We start from the raw sequence: 17,307 nt of genomic DNA, 5'->3' as shown, positions 1-17,307 counted from the left end.
CATGACCGCCCGTCCGGCGAAGACGATCAGTGCTGCTCGGCCGTCTCCGCCTGGGTGGGCTGCTCTGCCGGCTTCGCGTCGGTGGAGACCACCTTCGGTGCCGTCCCGGCGCTCTTCGTGGCGACCTGGATCTTCCGCGGCTTCGCCTTCTCGCTGACCGGGATGGTCAGCGTCAGCACGCCGTCCTCGTAGGCGGCGCTGATGTGCTCGACATCGAGCCCGTCACCCAAGGTCAGCTGCCGCAGGTAGGAACCGACCGGCCGCTCGTGTGCGATCCACTGCACGTCCTCGCCGACGTGCGCGGTGCGCTCGGCGCGGATGGACAGCTGCTGGCCGTCCAGATCTATGTCGATCGAGTCCGGGTCGACGCCCGGGATGTCCGCGACGAGCACGAAGTGATCCCCCTCACGGTACAGGTCGATCGGCATGCCCTTCGGCTGCACCCCGTACCCCGTCATCATCCGCTCGACCTCGCGGAACGGATCGAACACCATGGCCATAACGCATCTTCCTCTCTCGTGCCGGCTCTCCCGAGCCGGGGCGCCGGGCACCTGGCCCGTCGCCGCTGTCTGAAACCTCGCTCCGTCGGGGATCTCTCCTCGGCGGTGCAGTGGATACAACACGCCGGCCACGAGAGTATTCCAGAGTTGAGCGAAGTCGGCTCAGATTTTTCGAACCGCGGCACCGGGGCCGGCAACAGGCGGCTGTGCTGGGAGCAGACGGCTACGCTGGGAGCATGAGCACCGACCGCGCATCCGCTCCCGAGCCCCCGACCGAGGCCCCCGGCGCCCGCCACGTCGAGATCGAACGGAAGTTCGACGTGCCCGTCTCGGCCGAACTGCCGGACGCCACCGCCATCGACGGTGTGGCCCGCGCCCGCCGGTCGCCGGTCGCGCACCTCGACGCCGTCTACCTCGACACCGACGACCTCGCCCTGATGCGCGAGCGGATCGCCGTTCGTCGGCGTACCGGCGGCCACGACGCCGGGTGGCACGTGAAGGCCACCGCCGCCCATGGTCGGGTCGAGCGACACTGGCCGATCGACCCCGACGCCCCGGACACCCCACCCCAGGGCCTCGTCGATGCGATCTGCGAGATGACCGGGGACGCCGCCCTCAGCGCCGCCCTGCACCCCATCGCCCGCATCCGCACCGAGCGCACCGCGACCGACCTGTTCGACGCCGCGGACCGCCGGTCGGTCGAGATCGCCGACGACGTCGTACAGGGCACCGACCTGCGCGACGGCACGGTGCGCCGCTGGCGGGAATGGGAGACCGAGCTCGACGAGCGTCTCGACGACGCCCCGGGCGGCGAGGGTGCGCGACTGCTCGACGCGCTCACGGCACTGCTGATCCGATCCGGCGCGCGCCCGTCGGCCGCCGTGGCGAAGCTGCAGCACACCCTCGGGCTCGACCGGCTCGCGCGCGACACGGCGGCGGGGGCACTCGGCCCGGTCGTGACGACGCTGGCCGGCGAGCTCGACGAGCAGCTCGACGCGGCGATCGCCGACCGCCCCGACGGCGTACACCAGGCGCGCATCCGGGTGCGTCGGCTGCGCAGCATGCTCGACACGTTCGGCCCCCTGTTCGCCGACCGCCCCCGCCGTCGTGCCCGTCGGGCGCTCAAGCGGCTCGGCGCCGATCTGGGCCGGGCCAGGGATGCCGAGGTGCGCGCCCGGGACGCCGCCCGCCGCGTGGCCGGCCTGCCGCAGGACGCCTCCGCCCGCCGCCTCGAGCGCACGCTCGTCGCCCCGGCCCGCGACACCTACACCGCGGAGCACCTCCGGCTGACCCGCGTGCTCACCGAGCGGCGCCGGCAGGAGATCGCCCGACTGCTGGGCGCGCTCGTCACCCCCGACGCGGCGACCGACCTCGGCCGGGCACCCGCCCGGCGGACGCTGCAGAGACTGCTCGCCGACGCGGTCGCCGCCCTGCGCACCGACGACGACGCACTGGTCACGCTGTGGGCCGGGCTGCCCGGTCACGGGGTCTCCCCCGCGCAGGCCGCCGCGCTGGAGGCGGCGCTGCACCTCGTGCGTAAGGACGCCCGCCGCATCCGCTATGCCGCCGACGCGCTCGGCGCGGTGCCACTGCCGGGCGACGACGGCCCGTTGTCGGATGTGGCCGCGACTGCGCTCTCCCACGCGGCGAAGCGGCTGCAAGATCTGCTGGGCGACCAGCGCGACGACACGCTGTTCGCCGCACACGTGCTCGCGGTGGCCACGACCGACGCCGAGGCGCGCCGGTCGCCCGACCTGGCCGAGCCGTATCTCGCCCTCGCACTCGACGCCCGCCGTCGGGCCGCGGCCGATCTCACCACCTACGGCGACACCCGGGATCGTCTGCTCGCCGCGGCCGACCGCGCGCTCGGCCGGCAGGACGGACCCCCTCACCCCACGAGCGCGGCGTAGACGGTCGCGGAGATCACGGCGATCATCACCTTGATGCTGCTGGCCGGCTCACGCTCGGTCGTGCCGTCGATCGAGATCGTGCCCTCGGAGCCGGTCAGCAGGCGCACGGTCACCGAGTACGTCGCGGTGTACCCGGCGAGCTGGGCGCGCAGCCGGGTCTCGAGGGCGGAGAGCTCGGCCGCCTCGGCCTGCGCAGTGGCGGACGCCGAGGCGGCCGCGCCATCGTCCGCACCGTCAGCCCCGTCGCCCTCTGCGTCACCGTCCGGGGCGGCCCCATCGCCATCCGTGACGGTGCCGTCCTCACCGGCGTCATCGACGTCGTTCTCACCGGCGGCGACGTCGGCGGAGCGCACTGGGCGGACAAGCCCGGCCACGCCGGTCACACCCCACACGAGGACGCCGACGACGAGCACCAGCACAGCCCAGCGCACCGCGAGCGCGCGATGGGAGAGCCCGCGCCGGTGCCGTGGCGGCCTCGGCGCGGTCATGTCGGGATGCCGTGGCGCCGTCCACCTGAGGTCTGCAGGCTGCCTGGCGACATCCGGCCATCGTCGCCGCGGATGCCGACGCGCCCTCATCGCCCCGCCTCGCCCGGCTGACCGGCCCCATCCGGCTGCTCCGCCCCGCCCGACTGGTCAGGCAGCGGGATGACGTCTCGCGCCCGTGGCCGGATCAGCACCGCCTCGCACGGGGTCGTCTGCCTCACCCGCAGCTGCTCGGGGGCGGGCAGCAGCACCGCGTCCGCCGGCAGTCGCCGCAGTGCCGCGGTGAACCGGCGCAGCTCCCCGTCGAGACGGGCGGACCACGCGCTCAGGGCCGCCGCGTCCGCGGGGACGAGCACGTCCGCCGCCGCGAGCGCGCGCCAGGCGGCGCCGAACGCGTCCGCGTCCCGGTCGAGCCGCTCCGCCGCGGCGGCCGCACCGGCCTGCCACGACAGGATCGTGTCACCGGGCTCGGGCTCGCTCGCGAGCGCGACCCACGCGGGCAGCACCCGGGTGTTGATGCGGTGGAAGCCGTACTCGCCGAGCGAGGCGAGCAGTCGGGCGGCCGCGCCGGGCTCCAGCGAGCGGGCGAGCTGGCGCGAGACACTCTCGGCGACCGTCTCGAACCACGGCTGGTAGGCGTCCGCGAGGCGTCCCACCCGCACCGAGGTGATCGGCTCGCCGGCGGCCCAGTCGAGCAGCAGCTCGCCCCAGGCGTGCGAGAAGCTGCGCGCGGGCAGCATCATCGCGTCGACGCGGTCTCCCCGTCGTTCCACGTGGTGGGCGTCGCGCCGGCAGGTCGCAGCGAAGCGCTCGGCTCGCATCGGTCCCCTCTCTGTGGCGCATGGCTCCGGTCCGGCACTCCGACGCCGTCCGTGTCCTGCACGCTGGCGGATGCCACTGTGCGCATGCTGGGAGCGCGCTGTCGACTGCCGGGCCCGGCCGCATCCCCGCCGGAGTCGAGGGCCGGCGTCCACAGACAATCGACAAAAAGTTCCAGCCGGCGCATATGCTGGCCCGGGAGCATGAGCGCATGCGAATCTCGAAACCTGTGCTCGCCAACACGGGCCTCGCCGCCGGTGTCGTGGCCATCGCCGTGACCGCCTGGTTGGTGCTGCAGCCCTCCAGTGGCTCCACGGCCTCCGCCAGCCAGCTCACCTCGACCGTGCAGCAGGGCACGGTGAGCACGAGCATCACCGCCTCCGGCAACCTCGCCGCGTTGAGCGAGACGGACGCGGCGTTCGAGACGAGCGGCACGATCGCCACGGTCGACGTGTCCGTCGGGCAGACGGTCGAGAAAGGGCAGACGATCGCCACCCTTGAGACGGCCGATCTCGACACCGCGGTGAGCGACGCGAAGACGACGCTCACGAACGCGAGGAACGCGCTGACCCGCGCGCAGACCCAGCTCTCCGAGGCCGAGGCCGGCACCACGACGACCGACCAGCGTACGGGCGAGACCACCACGACGGTGAGCACCCAGGAGGTCGACTCTGCGCAGAGCGGTGTCGAACAGGCGCAGACCACCGTCACCACCGCCACCCGGGCGCTCACGGAGGCACAGCAGAATCGAGCCGCGGCCACGCTCACCGCCCCGATCGCCGGGCTCGTCGTCGCTGTCGACGGCACGGTCGGGCAGAGCGTCTCCGGCGGTTCGTCGAGCTCGTCGAGCTCGACCTCCTCCTCGTCGAGCGGATCGAGCACGACGGGCTCCACGGCCAGCGGCGGGTCGGGAACGAGCGGCTCCAGCACGTCGAGCGGATCGAGCTCGTCCAGCGGCTCCGGCTCGTCGACGTCCGTGGTCACGATCGCCGACACGTCCGGCTACACGATCTCCGCATCCGTGCCGGAGGCCGACATCGCGAGCGTGCAGGTCGGCCAGGCCGCGACGGTCACCCTGCCGGCCGTGGACGACACCACCGTCGACGCGACGGTCTACAGCATCTCCCCCACCGGCACCACCAGCAACTCGGTGGTCACCTTCGCCACCGTGATCAAGCTGGACTCGGTGCCCGACGGGGCCAGGATCGGCAGCAGCGCCACCGCCACGATCACCACGGCGAGCTCGGCGACCGACGCCCTGTACGTCCCGTCCGCGGCGATCACCACCGATGGCGACACGTCGACCGTCGACGTCGTCGACGACAGCGGGAACACGTCCACCGTCCCGGTGACCACCGGGCTCGTCGGTGACGAGGGCACGGTCATCACGTCGGGGCTGACCGCCGGACAGCGGGTCGTCATCGGCACCGTCTCGGAGGAGTCGTCGTCGAACTCGAGCAGCTCGAGCTCCGGCTCGTCGAGCGGGAGCATGAGCGGCTCCGGCGGCATGAGCGGCATGAGCGGCTCCGGCGGCGAGATGCCCCAGGGCGGGATGGGCGGTGGTCCCGGTGGCAACTGACCAGACCGGCGACGTCGTGCTGCGCCTCGAGCAGGTGGAGCAGGTCTACGGCACCGGCGAGAGCGTGGTGCACGCGCTCAAGGGCGTCAGCCTCGACGTGCACCGCGGCGAGTACATCGCGATCATGGGCCCGTCGGGCTCGGGCAAGTCGACGATCATGAACGTGCTCGGCTGCCTCGACGTCGCCAGCGGCGGCGTCTACCGCATCGACGGCGTCGACGTCGCCGACCTGGCCGAGAACGAGCTCGCGCACGTGCGCAACCGCAAGATCGGGTTCGTCTTCCAGGCGTTCAACCTCATCCCGAAGATGACCGCGCAGGCGAACGTCGAGCTGCCCCTCGTCTACGGCGGAGTCGGCCGGGCCGAGCGGCACGAGCGCGCGGCCCGGGCACTGGAGCGCGTGGGGCTCGCCCAGCGCGCCGACCACATCCCCCAGCAGCTCTCGGGCGGCCAGCAGCAGCGCGTCGCACTCGCCCGCGCCGTCGTCACCGAGCCAGCGATCATCCTCGCCGACGAGCCCACCGGCAACCTCGACAGCGTCGCGACGAACGACGTGCTCGACCTGTTCGACGAGCTCGCCGTCGGCGGCCGCACGATCGTGATGATCACGCACGAGGACGACGTGGCCGAACGAGCCGACCGCGTCCTCGTCCTGTGCGACGGCCGCATCGTCGCCGACCGCGCGACCGGGGCGGACATGCACCGTGCCGATCGCGTCCGCGCCGCCCAGGCGGCCCGCGCCGCGACACCCGTCGACCAGCCCGTGGCGGACGGGGGCGCGCAGCCGCCCCACGGCGCGCATGCCGCGCGACCCCAGACCACGTGGCTCCAGACCACACCGATGCCGATCACCGCGGTCTCGACCGTACCGGTGCAGGAGACCGCATGAACCCCGCCGAGATCCTCCGCTCCGCCTGGCACGGCGTGGCCGCGAACCCGCTGCGCTCGGTCCTGACGATGCTCGGCGTGCTCATCAGCGTCGCCAGCGTGATCCTGCTGCTCGCCGTGGGCAACGGGTCGGCCACCGAGATCCAGAGCCAGATCAACAGCCTCGGCACGACGACGCTGACCGTCCGCGCCACGCAGCAGGGCTCGTCCTCGTCGCAGGGGCTGACCACCGACGTCGCCGACCGCGTCGCCGCCGCCGGGCTCGGCCACGTCGCCAAGGTGATCCCCCAGGTGAGCACGTCGCAGACCGTCTCGGCCGACGGCACCTCCAGCGACAGCGTGTCAGTGATCGGCACCACCGCCGACTACTTCACACTCGGCACGCACGAGGTCGCCTCGGGCTCGCCCTTCACCGACGCCGACGACGAGCTGGCATCCAAGGTCGTGGTGCTCGGCCAGACCACCGCGACCGACCTGTTCGGCTCGGCGCGCGCCGCACTGGGCTCGACGATCGACATCGACGGCACCGCCTACACCGTCAAAGGCATTATGGCCGCGCAGTCGTCGACCAGCACGGCTGACGCCGACTCGGTCGTCATCGCCCCGCTCGCCCGCGTGCAGCGCTCGTTCACCGGCTTCGACGACATCAGCACGCTGACCGTCACCGCCACCGACGCCGACTCCGTCGACGCCGCAGAGGGCGAGCTCGAGGTGCTGCTCGACCAGCTGCTCGAGGTGTCGTCCTCGTCGTCGAGCGCGAGCGGGACGCAGGGGTCGTCGGATGCGGGCAGCGGATCGTCCTCGCGCAGCGGCTCGAGCTCGTCGAGCTCGAGCCCGTACCAGATCGTCAACCAGTCATCGCTGTTGAAGACCCAGGCCGCCAGTGCGCAGAGCTTCACCACCCTGCTCGGCGCGGTTGCGGCGATCAGTCTGCTCGTCGGCGGCATCGGCGTGACGAACGTGATGCTCGTCTCGGTCACCGAGCGCACCCGCGAGATCGGCATCCGCAAGGCGCTCGGCGCGACCCGCGGGGTGATCCTCGCCCAGTTCCTGGTGGAGGCGGCGGTGCTGACGCTGGGTGGCGGCCTGCTCGGCGTCGCCCTGGCACTCATCGGCGCGCACTTCGAGATCAACGGCACCCAGCCGGTCGTGCTCGTCTGGTCCATCCCGCTCGCACTGGACGTCTCGGTCGCGATCGGCGTGTTCTTCGGGGCGTATCCGGCCGCCCGGGCCGCCCGGATGCGACCAATCCAGGCACTGCGAGCCGAATGACCCGACCACGAACCACGACGAGGACGAGCCCCACGACATCCCGACCCGGACGGTGCGTCATGTGCAGACGCCCAGAGCACAGAACAGCCCAGAGCCCAGAAGGGCCCCAGAAGAGAAGGAGCACGCAGATGACCAGTCCACAGCAGCCGAACGGCGGTACCGGATCCACCGGGCAGCAGCCCGCCACACCGGCGACCCCGGCAGGACAGCCCGCCGGCCAGCCCTGGCCGCAGAGCACCCCGGAAGCGACCCCGGCGGCCCCGCCGCAGCGGCCCACGCAGCAGACCGGCGTCGCCGCACCAGCCGGCGCTTCAGCCGCCACGGGCGGCGGCGGCGTCCAGCCGCCCGTCCAGCCGGCGCCGACGGCGCCCGGCAGCGCCAGCCGCAAGCGCACAATCAGCAAGTGGATCGGCATCGTGCTTGTCGCCGTCATCCTCTTCGGGCTGGGGTTCCTGGTCGGCACGCTCGTCACCAAGAGCTCCAGCTCGCAACAGGGGCCCGGCGGGCAGATGCAGATGCCCCAGATGGGTGAGGGTGGCGAGATGCCCCAGATGGGTGAGGGCGGCCAGCCTCCGCAGGGCGGCGGGTCGGACTCCGGCTCGTCTGACTCGGGGTCGTCCGATTCCAGCAGCCAGACCTCGAGCCACCGCTCGAGCGGCACGCAGCAGGCGCTCTCCGCCGCGGCCTGACCCCGACTCGAGGGCATGGCCCGGATCGGGCACCGATGACGGGGCGGCCTCCGTCGAGACCGCCCCATCCGGTCCGACCGCGCCCGTGCCCCGAGGTCACCGGCGGACGACCGGCCGTCGGTGGGAGAATGACGCCCATGCGGCACCACACCCCCGACAGCCCCACCGCTCCCGACACCCCCGGCGATCCCTCCCCCACCGGCGAGATCTCGCTGGAGCCCGTGCACCTGATCGAGAAGTCCAACGCGATCATGCGACTGGGCATGATGATGCTGCAGGCGGGGTCGAGCTCGTTCCGCATCAAGCAGGCGATGTCGCGGGCGGCCCGCGCGCTCGGCATCACCTCGCTGCACACCCAGGTGACGGCCACCGAGATCGTCACCACGTTCTTCCGCGGCATGATCTTCCGCACCCGCGTCGCCGAGGTGCGCGTCGGCGGAGTCGACTCCGACCGCATCGTCGAGCTCGAACGGCTCTCCCACCACATGCCTGCCGGGATGATGCCCGACGAGCTCGACCGCCGCCTCGACCGCATCGCCGGCCGACCCCGCCACTACCCCACCTGGCTGACGCTCATCGCCGCGGTGATGGCCTGCTCCGGATTCGCGTTCCTCAACAACGGCGGCTGGCAGGAGTGTCTGGGAGTGGCCTTGTCGGTCGCGATCGCCCAGTGGGTGCGCGTCACTCTCACCCGGATGCGGATCAACCAGCTGGCCATGTACGGTGTCGCCGGCCTCGTCGCCGCACTCGGCTATGTGGTCTTCACCGGGGCGCTCGCCGCCCTGAGCGGCCAGGTCAGCCCCCAGCACGATGCCGGATTCACCTCGGCACTGCTGCTGCTCGTGCCCGGGTTCCCGCTCGTCACCGCGACCCTCGACCTCGCTCGGCTCGATCTCAGCTCCGCGATCGGCCGGCTCGCGTACGCGACCCTCGTGCTCGCCGCCGTATCACTGGGTGCCTGGGGAGTGGCCGAGGCCTTCGCACTGCAGCCGACCGTGGCCCCCACCCCTGACTGGCCGCTGTGGGTGCTGGCGGGCTCCCGTCTCATCGCCGGGTTCATCGCGGTCACCGGGTTCGCGATGATGTTCAACACACCCTTCCCGATCGCGCTCGGCGCCGCCGGGGTGGGCGCAGTCGCCAACGCGCTGCGCCTGGCCGCCGGCGACGTGGGCTGGCCCGCCCAGCTGGCCACCGGGCTCGCCGCCTTGCTCGTCGGTCTGCTCGCCTGGGTGATCGCCACCCGCCTCGACGCCCCGCGCATCACCCTCACCGTGCCGGCGGTGCTCATCATGGTGCCCGGGTCGAGCGCCTACCGCTCGCTCGTGTATCTGCAGGCCGGGGACATCGTGCCGGCCGCCGAGCACGGAGTGCAGGCGCTCGCGGCGATCATGGCGCTGGCGGTGGGGCTCACGATCGCCCGCCTGCTCACCGAGCGGGAGTGGTCGTTCGACCACCTGCGCGGCTGAGCACGGCCGGCGAGGCCGCCCTCCCCGTCTGACGCAGGCCCATCGGCCCCGACGACGGCCGGGTCCTGCGCGGTCGCATCCCGGCACCCGCGTAACCAGACTGAAACAGTCTTTCAGTAGACTCCTCGGCGAAATCCTGATTCCACTGCCGGGTTCGGGGCCCGTACCGCACGAGCGGCCCGCCCGGCGACGAAGGAGGCTGCCATGACCGCTCCAGACCCGTCGCCCGAGGCGCTCGCCCCGCTGACCCCGCCCACCCGGCTGCTGATGGGCCCCGGCCCGATCAACGCCGACCCCCGCGTCTCGCAGGTGCTCGCCAGCCCGCTGATCGGCCAATTCGACCCGGCGATGACCGCGTTCATGACGCAGACGATGGAGCTGTACCGCACGGTCTTCCGCACCGCCAACGACGCGACCCTCGTCGTCGACGGCACCTCCCGGGCGGGGATCGAGGCCGCCATCGTGAGCCTGATCGCCCCGGGCGACCGGGTGCTCGTCCCGGTGTTCGGCCGCTTCGGCGGACTGCTCGCGGAGATCGCCTCCCGCGCCGGCGCCGAGGTCCACACCATCGACGAGGAGTGGGGACGGGCCTTCGACCAGCAGCGCGTGATCGACGAGATCGACCGGGTGCATCCGCGCCTGGTCGCGATCGTGCACGGTGACACCGCAACGACGATCGCCCAGCCCCTCGACCAGATCGGGCCCGCCTGCCGCGAGCGCGGCGTGCTGTTGTACACGGACACGACCGCCTCGCTGGGCGGCAACCCGTTCGAGATGGACGACTGGTGCGTGGACGCCGCCAGCGCCGGGCTGCAGAAGTGCCTGGCCGGGCCCTCCGGCGCCTCCCCGGTGAGCCTCTCCGACCGCGCGGTGGCGGTCGTGCGGACGCGGTCGCGGGTGGAGGCCGGCATCCGCGCCCCGGGCGACCGGGTCGACGGCGATGTGATCCGCTCGAACTACCTGGATCTCGGCCAGATCATCGACTACTGGGGGCCGCGCCGGCTGAACCATCATACCGAGGCCACAGCGATGCTGTACGCCGCCCGCGAGTGCGCGCGGCTGCTCGTGCTGGAGGGCATGGACCACGCCGTGGCCCGTCACGCACGGCACGGGGCGGCGATGGCGGTCGGGCTGCAGGGGCTGGGGCTCGAGCTGTTCGGCGACCAGACGCACCGCATGCACAACGTGATCGGCGCGGTGATCCCAGACGACGTCGACGGCGAGGCGGTGCGGGGGATGCTGCTGTCGCGGTTCGGCATCGAGATCGGCACCTCGTTCGGTCCGCTCGCCGGCCGCATCTGGCGCGTGGGCGTGATGGGCTACAACGCCCGCGAGGACACGGTGCTCACCACGCTCGCCGCGCTCGGCGCGGTGCTCGCCCGCCTCGGCACCCGCCACCGCGACCCCGCGGCCGGGGTGTCCGCCGCCCAGGACTGGTACGACGCCCATGCCCTCGCCGACTGACCCCAGCCGTCCCGCCCCCGCCGCGACGGACTGGGCGGCGAGCACCGAGGCGCCGACCGTCGAGGAGCTCACGACCCCGCTGCGGCCGCTCGCGCAGCCCGGGGAGATCAGCCCCGAGACCCTCTCGGAGGCTCGGCACATCCTCAGGCGCTGCGACCAGCTCGCGGCGCTGAGCGCGGACCCGGAGGGCATCGAGCGGGTGAGCCTCAGCCGCGAGCACCGCATGGCGAACACGCTCGCGGCCACCTGGATGCAAGAGCTCGGCATGCGCACCCGGCAGGACGCGGTGGGCAACCTGTGGGGGCGCATCGAGGGTCGCGATCCGGGACTGCCAGCGCTCGTGCTCGGCTCGCATCTCGACACGGTGCCCGGCGCTGGCCGCTACGACGGCGTGCTCGGCGTGCTGCTCGCCCTGCACGTCGTGCGTCGGGTGCAGGAGCGCTGGCACGAGATGCCCGTGGCGCTCGAGGTCGTGGCGTTCACTGACGAGGAGGGCACCCGGTTCGGCACCGCGCTGATGGGCTCGCGCGCGGTCGCCGGTGATCCGGATGACGCCTGGTGGACGGCCACCGACGCCCGCGGGGTCTCCGTGCCCGATGCGCTGCGCGGCTTCGGCCTGTCCGCCGAACGGGTCGGGGACGCGGCACGGGACCCTGCCTCGATCGCCGCCTATCTGGAGGCCCACATCGAGCAGCGGCCGTTCCTCGAGCGGGCCGGCCAGTCTCTGGGGGTCGTCACCGGCATTGCCGGCGCTCGCCGGATGCGCATCCGGCTGCGCGGCGAGGCACGGCACGCGGGCACCCCGTATGACCTGCGCCACGATGCGCTTCTCGGCGCGAGCCGGGCGATCACCGCGATCATGGACCTCGCCGAGCGCACCGGCGCCTCGGCCACGGTCGGGCACATCGCCGTCGCCCCCGACGCCGTCAACGTCGTGCCCGGCAGCGCCGAGTTCAGTCTCGACTACCGCACCGACGACGATGCCCGCCGGGACGCGGAGATCGAGCGGATCCGCCAAGAGCTGCTGCGGATCTGCACCGCAGGAGGCCTCGAGCTTGAGATGGCCGACACGCACCGGGCGGCGACCGTCACGTGCGCACCCGGGCTGCGCGCGGCGGTCGAGCAGGGCATCACGGAGACCACCGGCGAGCAGCGCCCGCTGGAGCTGTTCAGCGTGGCCGGCCACGACGCGATGGCGATGGCGGGGATCACCGACATGGCGATGATGTTCATCCGCTGCCGGGGCGGAATCAGTCACAACGCGGCCGAGGCGGTCACCCTCGATGACGTCGCGCGCGCGCTGGACGCGTTCGAGCGGGCCGCCTTGCTCGTCGCTGTGCGGGGAGGGGGCGGACGATGACGGCCGGCCTCCCCGCCCCGGACCCCGCGCAGGCCATCGCCGCCGCGTATGACACGCTCACCGACGCCGAGCGGCGGGCGGCGACGTTCCTGCTCGAGCACCTCACCGACGTGCCGCTGTACTCGTCGGCGGAGCTGGCCGACCGGGCCGGGGTCTCCCCGCCCACGCTCAGCCGGCTCGTCCGCCGGCTCGGCTACCCCGGCGCACGCGCGTTCCGCGGCGCGGTCGCCGCCGCCCACGCGCCGGGCCGCCCAGCCGCCGCGCCCGCCCCGTCCGGGCTCGCCGCCCATGTGCAGCGGCAGCAGGACGTCCTGCGGCGCACGCTCGCCCGCGTCGACGGCGACGCGCTGCGCGAGGCGGCCGCCCGCGTGCGCGACGCCCGCCGGGTCGTGGTCGCCGGCCTGCGCAACAGTCACCCGATCGCCCTGCACCTGCGCGAGCAGCTGCTGCAGCTGCGCGGCGGGGTCGCGCTCGCGGCGCTGCCCGGGCAGACCATCGCCGAGGAGCTCGCGGATCTCGCACCCGAGGACGTTGCGATCGTCATCGCGATGCGCCGCCGTCCCCCCGTCGTCGCCCCGCTGCTCGCCGCCCTGGCCGACCGGAACGTGACGGTCGTCGTCATCGGCGACTCCACGGCGCGCACGATCCTGCCGGCGGCCGGCCCGGTGACGCTGTTCGAGGCCGACGTCGCCGACGGGCCGGCCCTCGCCAGCTACACCGCCGCGTTCGCCCTCGCGGAGCTGCTGGCCGACGCCGTCGCGGACGTCATGCCGGACGTGCCCGCACGCGTCGCCGCGATCGACGACCTGTTCACCGCGCTCGAGGAGCTCGAGCGCCCGACCCGACGGAGGCGACCATGACCGACACCCCGCACCCGGTGTCCGCGAAGCCCGACGCGTCCACGCGCGCCGCCCTGCGCCGACGGCTGCACGACCGGCTGACGCAGCCGCTGACCCGGTGCCTGGCCGTGCCCGGCTGGGTCGACCGCGTCCTCGACCGGCTGGCCGACACGGGGGACGCGGCCCCGACCGCTCAGCGGCTCGTCACCGCGGCGCGGGCCGCGCTGCCGCTCTCGGACGCCGAGCTCGACCTGGCGCTCGCCGGCCACCCGCCCATCGGCGAGCGGGCGACGGGACCCGGCGCCGGGTTCTCCGACCGGGAGCAGGCCGCGATCACCGCGGACGCGGACGACCAGGCGGCCGTGGCCGCCCGGCTGGCGGCCGGCAACCGCGCGTACGAGCGCCGGTACGGGCACGTGTTCCTCATCCGCGCGGCGGGCCGCTCGCAGCGGGAGATCCTCGCCGAGCTGGAGCGCCGGCTGCAGCTCGATCCGGCCGGCGAGCGCGCCGAGACCGAGCGGCAGCTGGAGGAGATCACCCTGCTGCGGGTCGCGTCCCTCGCCGAGGCGGGCTCGCCGGCCGCGCCGGCGCCAGACGCGCCAGCACCGGGCGCACCGACGCCAGTCACACCAGCACCGGACGCGCCCGGGGCCGGCGACGGCGCCCCACACGCCGGAGAGGGGCCCCGATGACCACGATCAGCACCCATGTGCTCGACGCGACGAACGGCCGCCCGGCGGAGGGGATGGCCGTCACCCTGCTCGATGCGGCCGGCGAGGCGCTCGCCGGCGGGCGCACCGACGCCGACGGACGCGTCGGCGACCTGGCCGGGCAGCTGCCGGCCGGCGAGTACGCGCTGCGCTTCGCGACCGGGGCCTGGCACCGGGCGCAGGGCCGCGAGAGCTTCCATCCGAGCGTGACCGTCGCGTTCCAGACGGCCGGCGAGCCCCACCTGCACGTGCCGCTGCTGCTGAGCCCCTACTCCTACACGACCTACCGGGGCAGCTGATGTCCCGGGCGGCGGTCGACGTCCCGGCCGCAGGCGAGGTCGCGGCAGTCCGCCCATCGCACGGGATGCGTCGCGAGGTGTCCGCGCGCGCCCTCGTCCCCGTGCGCGCCCGCGACGATCGCCGCCCAGTGCGCCCGGCCGAGCCACACCGGATGCCCGGGCCCCTCTGCGTGCCGGGCGCGCACGAGCGCGCCGGCGGGATCGGCCGCCCCGCGGGCCACGGCGAGCACCCGCTCGAACGCCTCGACGCGCATCCGCGGCAGATCGACGAGCGAGACGACCGCGCCGACGACCCCGTCGGCGTGCGCCGCCAGCCACCGCAGGCCGGCGCGCAGGGAGGCGGACTGCCCGCTGGCCCACTCCCGGGCGACGACCGGCACGACCCGGGGGTCGCCGGGCAGCCGGGCGAGCGCCTCGTCCGCGCGCGCGCCGAGCACGACGACCACCGGGTCGAGCCCGGCCGCCATCTGCAGTCGGGCCGCCCGGGCGAGCCAGTCGTCGACGAGCGCCTTGGGGCGGCCCATCCGGCTGCCCGCGCCGGCGGCGAGCAGGATCCCCGCGGCGCGCGCGTCCGCCCCGGCGCGACCCGCCGACGTCATCGCGGCACCGTCCTCGTCCATGCCGTCCAGCCAAGCACATCCGCGACCCGGGAGGCGCCATGCTCGAGCTGATCGATCGCTGCGCCGCGCTGATCCGCGCCGGCCGCCCCTTCGCCCTGGCCGTCATCGCGTCCGCATCCGGCTCGTCGCCCCGCGAGGTGGGCAGCGGGATGCTCGTCGTGCCCGGAGCGACCGGGGCGCCGCCCACGCGGGCCGACGCGGCCGCCGACCCGGACCGTGACGCGGGCGCTGGCACGAGCCCCGGCTGCGGCACAGGCTCTGACGCGACCCCCGGCACAGGCGCCGGCGGGAGCTGCGCCACGGCCGCCGACCCGCTCGCCGGGCTCGACGACGTCGAGCTCGTGGGCAGCCTCAGCGGCGGATGTGTGGAGTCGGCGGTCATCGGCGCGGCGTTGGAGGCTCTCGCCGACGGCCGCTCGCGACGCGTGGTCTCGGGACCGGAGGGCGACGTGTTCGCCCCCGCGCTCACGTGCGGCGGCCTGCTCGACCTGCTCGTGGTGCCGGTGCGCCCCGGGGACGCGTTCGCCGACGCGCTGCTGGCCCAGGCGGCGACCCCACCGGGGCGACGGCGGATCGTCGTGCCGGCGGTGGACGCCACTGGAACGGCCTGCCCCGCGGTGGTCGTCGAGGCGCGGCCGCGGCCGACCACGATCATCGTCGGCGCCGAGGCGTTCGCCCAGGCGCTCGCGGCCCAGGCGGCGCTGGTGGGCGACCGGGTGGTGGTCTGCGACCCGCGCCCGCTGTTCGCGACCCGCGCCCGGCTGCCGCAGGCGGACGAGATCATCGTCCGCTGGCCGCCCCGCGCCCTCGCAGAGCTCGCGATCGGCCCGGACACCGCGGTGTGCGTACTCACCCACGATGAGCGCCACGACGCCGAGACGGTCGCCCTGGCCCTGCGGCGGGGTGCCGGGTACGTCGGCGCGCTGGGCAGCCGGCGCACGCACGAGCGGCGGCTGCGGCGGTTGCGCGCCCTCGGGGTCGAGGACGCGCTGCTCGCCCGCCTGCACAGCCCGATCGGCCTCGATCTGGGTGCGGTGACCCCGGCGGAGACGGCGGTGTCGATCATGGCCGAGATCGTGCTCGCCCGGCGAGGCGGCGGCGGGGCGCCGCTGGGGCGCACGTCGGGACCCATCCACCGGCGAGACTGAACGGCGTCGTCCGCCGGGGCGGTCCCACGGTCTGCTCTCGCCCGGCGCGTCCGCCATCCGCCGGGCCCGCCGGCTCAGGCCTCGTGCGCGGCAACCCAGTCGTCGATCTCCTGACGGATCGCCGCCTGACGCGCGGGGGTGGCGAAGGATGCGTCGACCGACTCCCGCGCGCAGGCGACCAGCTGCGCCTCGGTAAGCCCGATGCGGTCGCGTGCCGCGATGAAGTTGTCGCCGAGGTAGCCGCCGAAGTAGGCCGGGTCATCGGAGTTGATGGTGACCGGCACCCCGTGGGCGATGAGCGTCGGCAGCGGATGTCGGGCGAGGTCGGGCGTCACCTGCAGGGCGAGGTTCGACAGCGGGCACACGGTGAGGGTGATGTGTTCGTCGGCGAGGCGGCGCATGACGGCCGCACTGCCGGCGGCGGCGACCCCGTGGTCGACGTGCTCGACGTGCAGCACGTCCAGCGCCTGCGTCACGTCCTCCGGGGTGCCCTCCTCCCCCGCGTGCGCGACGAGCCGCAGCCCGGCCGCGCGGGCCCGGGCGAACACGCGGGCGTGCTTCGCCGGCGGGTTGCCCTGCTCGGAGGAGTCGAGCCCGATGCCCGTCCACTCGGTGCCGATGAGGTCGCCGTACCGGTCGAGCATCGCGTCGAGCGTGCGCAGCGAGGTCTCCTCGGGCAGGTGGCGCAGCACGCACATGACGAGCGTGCCGGTGACGCCGAGCTCGGCCTCGCCCTCGCGCAGCCCGTCCCGCAGCCCCTCGACGACCTCCTCGAGGGGCACGCCGCGCTCGGTGTGTCCCTCCGGGTCGAAGAACATGTCGACGTGCCGCAGACCCTGGGCGTGCGCGTGCCGCAGGTAGGCGAGCACGAGGTCGGCGAAGTCTCGTCGGGTGCGCAGCGCCGACATGCACGCGTAGTACAGGTCCAGGAACTCCTGCAGGCTCGCGAAGCGGTATGCGGCGCGCAGCTCCTCGACGCTCGCGTACGGCAGGGTCACCCCGTTGCGCCGAGCGAGCGCGAAGGCGAGGTCCGGCTCGAGCGTGCCCTCGATGTGCAGGTGCAGCTCGGCCTTCGGCAGGCTCATCAGCGGGTCTTCGCCTGTCGCCGCCGCCCTGCGGGTCCTCTGCTCCACGTCCATGTCGCTCCTCTCGATCGTCCGCTCCATCATCCTCCCGCCGCCGCCCGGCCGCACGGTCCGGTCGTGCCGAGCCTCGGCAGGACGCCCCGACAGTCCCTCCCCCGCACGGCGGGCCGCGGC

General features: G+C 74.0%; 17 protein-coding genes. 12 read left to right on the top strand and 5 right to left on the bottom strand.

Going from position 1 to position 17,307, the window contains the following annotated elements; genetic code table 11:
- Nucleotides 1-26 precede the first annotated feature (26 nt).
- Complete coding sequence (locus tag F8O02_RS02395; protein ID WP_158035621.1) at nucleotides 27-500, bottom strand: Hsp20/alpha crystallin family protein; 474 nt, start codon at nucleotides 498-500, stop codon at nucleotides 27-29.
- A 236-nt stretch (nucleotides 501-736) separates the two neighbouring features.
- Here F8O02_RS02395 and F8O02_RS02390 point away from each other — a divergent pair, with 236 nt between their 5' ends.
- Nucleotides 737-2,410, top strand: a complete 1,674-nt coding sequence (locus F8O02_RS02390) for a CYTH and CHAD domain-containing protein (protein WP_158035620.1) — start codon at nucleotides 737-739, stop codon at nucleotides 2,408-2,410.
- Here the strand turns inward: F8O02_RS02390 and F8O02_RS02385 are convergent.
- Nucleotides 2,389-2,898 carry a hypothetical protein gene (locus F8O02_RS02385; protein ID WP_158035619.1) on the bottom strand — a complete coding sequence of 170 codons (510 nt, stop codon included), beginning with the start codon at nucleotides 2,896-2,898 and terminating at the stop codon, nucleotides 2,389-2,391. The genes F8O02_RS02390 and F8O02_RS02385 overlap by 22 nt on opposite strands.
- Nucleotides 2,899-2,984: 86 nt before the next feature.
- Entirely contained in the window at nucleotides 2,985-3,716 is a 732-nt protein-coding gene (locus F8O02_RS02380) for a hypothetical protein (RefSeq protein ID WP_158035618.1), read from the bottom strand.
- Between the two features lie 209 nt (nucleotides 3,717-3,925).
- On the opposite strand from F8O02_RS02380, the gene F8O02_RS02375 reads away from it, so the two are divergent.
- The 10 genes from F8O02_RS02375 to uraH all read left to right on the top strand — a co-directional run bounded on the left by F8O02_RS02375 (nucleotide 3,926) and on the right by uraH (nucleotide 14,280).
- On the top strand, nucleotides 3,926-5,293 hold the full coding sequence (locus F8O02_RS02375; protein WP_179416209.1) for an efflux RND transporter periplasmic adaptor subunit: 1,368 nt from the start codon (nucleotides 3,926-3,928) through the stop codon (nucleotides 5,291-5,293).
- Nucleotides 5,283-6,182 carry an ABC transporter ATP-binding protein gene (locus F8O02_RS02370; RefSeq protein ID WP_318655764.1) on the top strand — a complete coding sequence of 300 codons (900 nt, stop codon included), beginning with the start codon at nucleotides 5,283-5,285 and terminating at the stop codon, nucleotides 6,180-6,182. The genes F8O02_RS02375 and F8O02_RS02370 overlap by 11 nt, the downstream gene beginning before the upstream one ends.
- The gene (locus F8O02_RS02365; RefSeq protein ID WP_158035615.1) at nucleotides 6,179-7,453 is read left to right on the top strand and encodes an ABC transporter permease; all 1,275 of its coding nucleotides are present in this window, start codon (nucleotides 6,179-6,181) and stop codon (nucleotides 7,451-7,453) included. Before F8O02_RS02370 ends, F8O02_RS02365 begins: the two co-directional genes overlap by 4 nt.
- Nucleotides 7,454-7,581: 128 nt before the next feature.
- Complete coding sequence (locus tag F8O02_RS02360) at nucleotides 7,582-8,142, top strand: hypothetical protein (RefSeq protein ID WP_158035614.1); 561 nt, start codon at nucleotides 7,582-7,584, stop codon at nucleotides 8,140-8,142.
- A 137-nt stretch (nucleotides 8,143-8,279) separates the two neighbouring features.
- The gene (locus F8O02_RS02355) at nucleotides 8,280-9,608 is read left to right on the top strand and encodes a threonine/serine exporter family protein (protein WP_179416210.1); all 1,329 of its coding nucleotides are present in this window, start codon (nucleotides 8,280-8,282) and stop codon (nucleotides 9,606-9,608) included.
- Between the two features lie 204 nt (nucleotides 9,609-9,812).
- Complete coding sequence (locus tag F8O02_RS02350; protein WP_179416211.1) at nucleotides 9,813-11,072, top strand: pyridoxal-phosphate-dependent aminotransferase family protein; 1,260 nt, start codon at nucleotides 9,813-9,815, stop codon at nucleotides 11,070-11,072.
- A complete protein-coding gene (locus F8O02_RS02345) occupies nucleotides 11,056-12,432 on the top strand; it encodes a M20 family metallo-hydrolase (RefSeq protein ID WP_158035612.1) in 1,377 nt (458 codons plus the stop codon). Before F8O02_RS02350 ends, F8O02_RS02345 begins: the two co-directional genes overlap by 17 nt.
- Entirely contained in the window at nucleotides 12,429-13,292 is an 864-nt protein-coding gene (locus F8O02_RS02340) for a MurR/RpiR family transcriptional regulator (RefSeq protein WP_158035611.1), read from the top strand. The genes F8O02_RS02345 and F8O02_RS02340 overlap by 4 nt, the downstream gene beginning before the upstream one ends.
- A complete protein-coding gene (locus F8O02_RS02335) occupies nucleotides 13,289-13,963 on the top strand; it encodes a 2-oxo-4-hydroxy-4-carboxy-5-ureidoimidazoline decarboxylase (protein WP_158035610.1) in 675 nt (224 codons plus the stop codon). The genes F8O02_RS02340 and F8O02_RS02335 overlap by 4 nt, the downstream gene beginning before the upstream one ends.
- Nucleotides 13,960-14,280: a hydroxyisourate hydrolase gene (gene uraH, locus F8O02_RS02330; protein ID WP_158035609.1), complete on the top strand. Its 321-nt coding sequence runs from the start codon at nucleotides 13,960-13,962 to the stop codon at nucleotides 14,278-14,280. Before F8O02_RS02335 ends, uraH begins: the two co-directional genes overlap by 4 nt.
- Here uraH and F8O02_RS02325 read toward each other — a convergent pair.
- The gene (locus tag F8O02_RS02325) at nucleotides 14,265-14,900 is read right to left on the bottom strand and encodes a nucleotidyltransferase family protein (protein ID WP_225734061.1); all 636 of its coding nucleotides are present in this window, start codon (nucleotides 14,898-14,900) and stop codon (nucleotides 14,265-14,267) included. The two genes, uraH and F8O02_RS02325, sit on opposite strands and share 16 nt — an antisense overlap.
- Nucleotides 14,901-14,938: 38 nt before the next feature.
- Here F8O02_RS02325 and F8O02_RS02320 point away from each other — a divergent pair, with 38 nt between their 5' ends.
- Nucleotides 14,939-16,048 (top strand): XdhC family protein, encoded by a 1,110-nt coding sequence (locus F8O02_RS02320; RefSeq protein ID WP_158035608.1) that lies wholly within the window; start codon nucleotides 14,939-14,941, stop codon nucleotides 16,046-16,048.
- A gap of 74 nt (nucleotides 16,049-16,122) precedes the next feature.
- On the opposite strand, the gene F8O02_RS02315 is transcribed toward F8O02_RS02320, so the two are convergent.
- Nucleotides 16,123-17,181, bottom strand: a complete 1,059-nt coding sequence (locus F8O02_RS02315; protein ID WP_225734060.1) for an adenosine deaminase — start codon at nucleotides 17,179-17,181, stop codon at nucleotides 16,123-16,125.
- Nucleotides 17,182-17,307 lie beyond the last annotated feature (126 nt).

The sequence above is a fragment of the Pseudoclavibacter caeni genome, assembly GCF_008831125.1.
GTDB lineage: Bacteria > Actinomycetota > Actinomycetes > Actinomycetales > Microbacteriaceae > Pseudoclavibacter_A > Pseudoclavibacter_A caeni.
This window is presented reverse-complemented; position numbering and strand designations above follow the sequence as displayed.